Raw genomic sequence first — 6775 nt, forward strand, 5'->3', positions numbered from 1 at the left:
GGATAAACAACAAGATAAAGCTAATCAAGCGAATGGGGTATGGGTATCGAGATACCGACTACTTCTTCTTGAAGATAAAAGCGGCTTTCCCCGGAAAGCCGCGATGAACCTTTTTTTTAGCCCAACTTTCTGCTCTTAAACCTTATCGACTGTATCCGCCCCATGAACCCACGGGACGATATTGTTAATACGTGAGCGCCGCAATCACACTGTTAGCGCTAAGGAACCTTTGAAACCGTCATCAAAGCTCACTCATAATAAGCTATTATTTACAGTAGATTTCGGGTAATTTTCCAAAGGCCATTATGAAAAACAAACTGAGTTTAGCAATTCAAGCATACTGCAACTGGATTGATTCAAACATTATTGAAATTGCTTATGTCGGTTCCATTCTAGTTGTGATTCTAACGCTCATCATCAATCTTATTTAGGCTTCCATTTCCTAAATATTAGTTTCCTTTACTCATTACCGAGCTTTTCTAAAAGCCTCAGAGTTAAATCAATCACCTCATGGATTTGGAGTTTTACGCCTTCAAATAGCTGCGTGAGCGGATCTATTTTTGAGGTTGCAGCTTCAACAATGACTGATTTACCTCAACGATAAACTGATAACCTCTCATTCAATGAATCCTATCTTTTTAACCATTGCCTTGTTCGTTTGTAGGGGCCCGTCCTCTATATACGACTATTGGTTACGCTTGAATGAGGATATTATTGAATTAGAATGCCCCTCAAACATATATCGCCTTGGTTATTGAGAAACAAACAGAATGAAACAAACAAATCATATCGAACAATGCCAGCAAGAAATTTTGAGCTTTTCGGACCGATTACATCAATCTGGTTGTGCGCCTTACTCGGTAGCTCAATACACTCAAGCTTATGCAAAACGCCAGAACATTGATGTCTCTATTGATGTGACCCCGACAAAAGTCATCACTATTTTTGAGCAACCCACGCAAAAAGTCGTGATGGAAAACAAAAAACCACCCTCGGTTAACTTACGTGATTTAGTCGCAACGCTTAAAGGGTTTTCGACTCATTCCCATTACGAAGGTTCAGAAACCTACTCGAATCGTACCTTGTGCTTTGCCAATTTATTGCTTCCGCCATGTTATTTAATGTTAGTTGGCAGTACTTATCTGGCGGTCGGTTTATCCATTATTCTGGGCGCTATAGCCTGGCTAGCACAAATTTTCCTGACTGGGCCAAGAAGCATTCTTGTCGAGTTCTTTGTCGCCTTAGTAGCCAGTTTTTTAACCGGTATGATAGCGGCACAGGTTCCCGGCTTACCAACATTGGCACTGTGCATTTCTTCCATTGTCCTTTTTATTCCTGGGTTAACCGTCACCAACGGCTTAGCCAGTCTTGCTCTCAATGACTTTCGGTCAGGTATCGAACTGCTTGCACAAAGCGCACTCATAGTAATGAAAATATTCATCGGCATTGTTATGGGGTTAGGCTTAGCCAACATAATCAATCAACCATTATCGGTACCGGTATTTATTGATGAAATCCCATTCGTTCTTCATGTCACCGCACTGATCGGGATTTCTGTCGCTATTGGCCTTATTTTCAACGCAAGTATGACAGAAATTCTCTTAGGCCTTCCTGTCGCGGCAATTGGCATGTGGGGGCCACATTGGTTTACTTCCGATTGGGTTGTAGGTACATGGGTAAGCACAATACTCATTACGCTTTACGGGTTGGGGATGGGAAAATTGCGTCACGTTCCACCACTCATATACATTATTCAAGGGATCATCATTCTTGTCCCCGGTAGTCGAATCATTGTCGGAGCAAGTGAGTCCTTCTTTGCGACCTCCATTTTACCCATTCCGAATATTGGTCTGTCCGCCTTGCTGATGTTTGGCGCGATTATGGCGGGACAAATCATGGTTTATTCTATATTTAGTCGTCATTTTGATTCCATCATTGAGGACTAACCATCGAACTAACAATCGCTGATCAACACGCCCCAATAACCCACGATTGAGTCTTTATCTGCTTTTTGACGTTAACCGATTCTGAGAAGGTACTGATGAACAGAGTCTCGAAAATCGATAAGACTATTTTGTTTCAGATGGCGAGGGGAATGAGCAATATGGATTTGGAAAAACCGAATAGAATCGAAATTAGCCAATAATTCAATAAGATAAGGATGCTTAGGATGAGTCAATGCAAAGTAGGCAGAGGTAAGCTAGGTATAGGCAAGCGCTAGGTTGATAGGCTTGCCATCTACTCCATTTCCGTTCTAACTACGCCACCAGTGCGTTCAGTTTTTTACGCATACTCTCTTTATCAAGGCCACCTTTAGGTCCAATGAAGACTAACCGTGACGAACGAGATTCATCATCTTCCCATGCATCTCCAACCGTCACATTGGCTCGCTGGCCCGTGCACTGAAATACACAGCGATGATCAGGACGATCGGTTAAATTTAAAATACCTTTCATGCGATAAGCATCAATTGAAAACTGTTGCAGTAGAGGATACAAACTTTGTAGATTAAGCGGTTGATCAGTTTCAAAGCTGAATGTTTCGAAATCATGGTTCACGTGATGACAGTGCTCATCATGACAATCATGGTGCTGGCATTCCTTTTGATCAGCCGCTATTTTGTTAGTGACAAAGCGCGTACTTTCAGGGGCATCAAATAAGATAGGTAAATCCACTTCGCCGAATGAAATATCAATCAATTTAGCAAACGGAGCTTGTACTCGGCACCATGCTTTGACTTGCTCTAGTTTATCAGCATCGACTAGGTCAACTTTATTAACCAGAACAATGTCAGCCACTTGAATTTGCTGCTTCGACAACGTCTCCATTGGGCCTTCTAGCCCTAAAATGTTTTCCGCATCGATCGTCGTCACGATTGCATTTAAAGGTGCGTGTGCTTGCAGTTCCGGATCTTCAAATTGAAGCGCCACTTCTTTGGGTTCTGCGATACCTGAAGTTTCAACAATAATATGGTCTGGGCGTTCCTCTAATGCGAGTAAACGCATTACCGAAACGACTAGTCCTTCTGCAAGGTTACAACAGATACAGCCATTCTCTAGGCTGATCATATTTTCACTTTCAGATTTAACTAACTCCGCATCAACATTGATTGATCCAAAATCATTGACGATCACAGCCATGCGCATTCCATTTGCATTGGTTAATATATGGTTTAGTAGGGTCGTTTTCCCTGCTCCTAAAAATCCGGCTAAAATTGTTACTGGAATAGGCTTCTTGCTCATAGCATGCTCTCTTTCGATTTTCGTTGTCTATATTTACTCGGTAAGCAATAAAAAAGGTTGAGCTAATGCCCAACCTTTTAAGTCAGGATAACTTAGCCCGTAACTTTGTTGCGAACCGCTTCACCTGGGTTTGAATCTAACAACATTTCACCAGCTTCAATGATAGGTGTCCCGTTTACAAGTACGTATTTCATGCCTGTAGAAAGGGCATTTGGTTTATCAAATGTTGCAACGGCTTTTACTTCATCAAGTTTGAAAATAGCTAAATCAGCATCTTTACCTACTTGAATACGACCTTTATTTGCCATTTGTGGCACAGCATCCTCAAGAATACGACATGCGTTTAAGCTAGTTCTTTCCATCGCTTCTACTAGTGTTACCGCTTTGTATTCCTCGACATATTTTTCAATAAAACGAGAGAAACAAGCAAGTGAGCGAGGGTGAGCTATTGCGTTGCTTGGAAGTGGCCATACATCACCTTCAATTAATACGCCTTTATCATCCATCCAAGGCATTGCATCTGAAGCGATAGCTGCACCTGGGAACAATACTGAACGGTCCATTTTAGCGCGATCTTCTTTGTTCTCATCGGGTTTTAAGAAGTGCATGACAACCACGGTACCGGGCGCTGATGCTTGTAGTTCAGTGACTTTTTCTTGGTTTAGTGCTTTACCATTCGCTTCCATGTAGCTAGCGCTTGGTACACCCCAACGTTGTAACCAATCGTCACCACGGAAAACTTCTGCGCCAATAACGGAAGAGCCAGCACCATAAGGATAAGCTTCAGTAGTAACGGCTAAACCTTGATCAATGGCGGATTGAACTAAATCGGCACAATCTTCGATATCTTGTACTGACGTGCTGTTGAGGTGACAAATGTGCATGTGTGCACCCGTTGTCGCCGACAGGCTAATGAGTTCTTGGTATGCTTCAAAGCTTGATTTTGGCTCTGCGCTGTTTAGGTAACGAACGTGAGTGTAAGTTGGTACTTCATAGCGTTTTGCTAGTTTAGCAAGATCATAGTACTCTTTGTGGCCATAACCTGGTGCGTAACCCGCGTTAATACCAATGCCTAAGCCCCCCTCTTTAAGACCTTGCTCAACCGAGCCCAGAATTTGTTTTAATTCATCTGGGGTTGCTAGGGTATTTTGCCAATTGTTTTTAGAAAAAGCTTTCTGGAACCAAACAATCGTACCATCAGGAGCAGGCATCGTAGGTTCTTTTGCTTGAATACGAGCGTAAGTCCATGCTACAGAAGCGCCGTAATTAATCGGGCGACCTTCAGCAGCAGTAATATCGTAGTACGTTCCGATTGGGAATAGACCAGATTCCATCTCAAGAGCGGTGGTTACGCCATCGAATGCTTGAGCACGGGCAGCAGGAAGTTGTTGTCCGTGAGCGTGCATATCTATAAAGCCAGGTGCAACCACGAGACCTTCAGCATCGATGATTGTTTTGCCTTGCAGCTTTTTGTCTGAGATTGCAGCAATACGCTTACCTTTAATACCGACGTGACGAATTGCGTCGAGTCCAGTTTCAGGATCAACAACACGGCCATTTTCGATAACGATATCAAATGGCCCTTTCTCGTTAGGCATCAGTTTGATGTTTTGGCCAACCAGTTTTTCAGGGGCTGCATGTAAAACAGAGGCAAAAGGCAGTGCCGCAGCCCCAACCGCTAACTTAGTCAAAGTCGAACGTTTATCTGTATCGACACCATCAAGTAATACTTGCGTAGCGTCCAATTCATTTGGGTCGTAATTTTTCATATTGATACCTGTTATGTTTGTTGTAAAAGAATATTAGTTCATGATTGTTATGAAAACTATGCTGCATGTAGAAAAATCAATCGATTGACTAACACCCACCTTTCCATCATTAGAATCCACTGCCAACCGTTATATAAAACGCGCTGTCAACGTAACTAAAAGCGAGGTCTACCCCCATGTGTAACCCATATCGGCAAGCTATCTGATAGCGAAATCCAGCACCATACGCATCGACACTTTCATCGTCTGACAGACTGCCCTCTACTGTCGCTTTATCCAGGCCATAAAACGCAGAAACGGTCCAACGATTATCAATCGCATTATCGTATTCCGCGACAACACCCAGCCCAGAGGTCACCGAGCTTTCGCCCATAAAATATTGAATAACGCCATTGATAGCGTTATTCACATCTTCATTACTGGTCTCAAACTCTACCGAGCTCTGGCCAATAATCTGTTTCACACCCAGCATCAATGGTGTGTTTGCCACTCGAAACTGGAGCTGCTGAAGCGCAGCGACTCCCGAGGTTTTTGTGCCGAATTGAATCGTTTTGTTGTACGACGCACCTATACTGAACTCTTTGAAAATATCGAGGTTCGCCTTTCCAGCGCCAACGCCACCCGTATATCGAATGGTATCTTTTAGCCACGACGGTATCACCGTTAATGTCGGTATCAGAACCTGCGCCATATTCAAAGTCCCCACCATGAATAAAGACATACACGGGTAATGGCTCTGAACCATTGATCTCCGAAGGACGCCAAATATTAAGATTCAAGCAATCTTCAGATTGCTCTTGCTGGGTTATTTTAAGCTGTGGGCACACGGCGCCAAATTGTGTCGCATCTATAGCGCTATCAGCATTGTGTTCTAATTGACGGAGTGACTGTGCTGAAAACGTTGTTGATCGGCGTAAGTGATTCCTTTAAACGCTTCAATGAATACGCGTTGCTCGTCACCTGCTAAGGTATTGATCACAACAGACTCTCTATTTGCGAAAAGAGTCGCGTCCCCGATGGATACTGAAACCTGCTCTGTTGGTAATGTCTGAAGCGGTTCTGGCTTAATAGGACGTGAGCTGGTTTCATCACTACCCCACGCAGAAAGAGCAACAGTGATAGCGATAACCATGAGTGAGCGATGCGTTAAATTCATGGTTGTACCCATAAATGTGTTCGGCCATCTGACCTGATATTGGTATCATCAAACCTGAGAATCCCTATGCTCAGCCATGCTCATTTCTGGAGTATTTGAAGTATTTTTTCTTTATGGTGCGATATTAATTCACTCTTTAAATTTGAATAAATCGCTTATGCAGGACGTGATCCTACATATATTCACTACCGTGAGTGGATGTCGCTTTTTATTTATCACAAAGACTTCTTGTTGTACCTTCTTTGGCTGACTATCTAGGGTTGATAAAATTTAAACGGGTTCTTGAAACAGCTCTATAGGGGGTTGCTGTGACTCTCCTTCTGAAGCTTCAAACTCATCAAAGAACCCAAATATGTTATTAGAGTCCGATGGCATAGTTAGCACCAAACGTAAGTTTCGAGGCCAAAGCCAATATTGTTGAGGTCTGTTTTGACTTGACCCGAAGAGGTCCAAGGTAGAAGTGCGTCGATATCAGGCTCTGCTTTCGCGAGCTCTTTCATGCACTTGACCATGTAGTTTTAGAGGATAAGGCCGTTGGCTTTTGCAGTCTCGACGATACTGTAAAGCATCGCGCTCGCCTCAGCGCCATTTGGTGTGTTGGAGAATAG

6 protein-coding genes and 2 pseudogenes are annotated in these 6775 nt (G+C 43.2%); 2 read left to right on the plus strand and 6 right to left on the minus strand.

Going from position 1 to position 6775, the window contains the following annotated elements; genetic code table 11:
- Together AB4138_RS03470 and AB4138_RS03475 are read left to right on the plus strand one after the other, a co-directional pair.
- Positions 1 to 107 (plus strand): transposase (locus AB4138_RS03470; RefSeq protein ID WP_139104294.1); only part of this gene is annotated, 107 nt, incomplete at its 5' end.
- 663 nt (positions 108 to 770) lie between these two features.
- Positions 771 to 1946, plus strand: a complete 1176-nt coding sequence (locus AB4138_RS03475; RefSeq protein ID WP_017064690.1) for a threonine/serine exporter family protein — start codon at positions 771 to 773, stop codon at positions 1944 to 1946.
- A gap of 312 nt (positions 1947 to 2258) precedes the next feature.
- Here the strand turns inward: AB4138_RS03475 and AB4138_RS03480 are convergent, their stop codons facing one another.
- The 6 genes and pseudogenes from AB4138_RS03480 to AB4138_RS03505 form a co-directional block, all read right to left on the minus strand.
- A complete protein-coding gene (locus tag AB4138_RS03480) occupies positions 2259 to 3242 on the minus strand; it encodes a GTP-binding protein (RefSeq protein ID WP_065584640.1) in 984 nt (327 codons plus the stop codon).
- A 92-nt stretch (positions 3243 to 3334) separates the two neighbouring features.
- Positions 3335 to 5011, minus strand: coding sequence for an amidohydrolase family protein (locus tag AB4138_RS03485; protein WP_102319826.1), 1677 nt, complete (start codon positions 5009 to 5011; stop codon positions 3335 to 3337).
- Positions 5012 to 5120: 109 nt separating this feature from the next.
- Complete coding sequence (locus AB4138_RS03490) at positions 5121 to 5756, minus strand: hypothetical protein (protein WP_372131876.1); 636 nt, start codon at positions 5754 to 5756, stop codon at positions 5121 to 5123.
- Positions 5716 to 5838 (minus strand): annotated as a pseudogene (locus tag AB4138_RS03495) (carboxylesterase family protein); the annotation flags it as partial. The gene AB4138_RS03490 and the pseudogene AB4138_RS03495, both read right to left, overlap by 41 nt.
- 44 nt (positions 5839 to 5882) lie before the next feature.
- Positions 5883 to 6167, minus strand: a complete 285-nt coding sequence (locus tag AB4138_RS03500; RefSeq protein WP_372131874.1) for a hypothetical protein — start codon at positions 6165 to 6167, stop codon at positions 5883 to 5885.
- 377 nt (positions 6168 to 6544) lie between these two features.
- Positions 6545 to 6775: pseudogene (locus AB4138_RS03505) on the minus strand (transposase domain-containing protein); the annotation flags it as partial.

This window comes from Vibrio sp. 10N.286.52.C3 (assembly GCF_041468865.1).
GTDB lineage: Bacteria > Pseudomonadota > Gammaproteobacteria > Enterobacterales > Vibrionaceae > Vibrio > Vibrio crassostreae_C.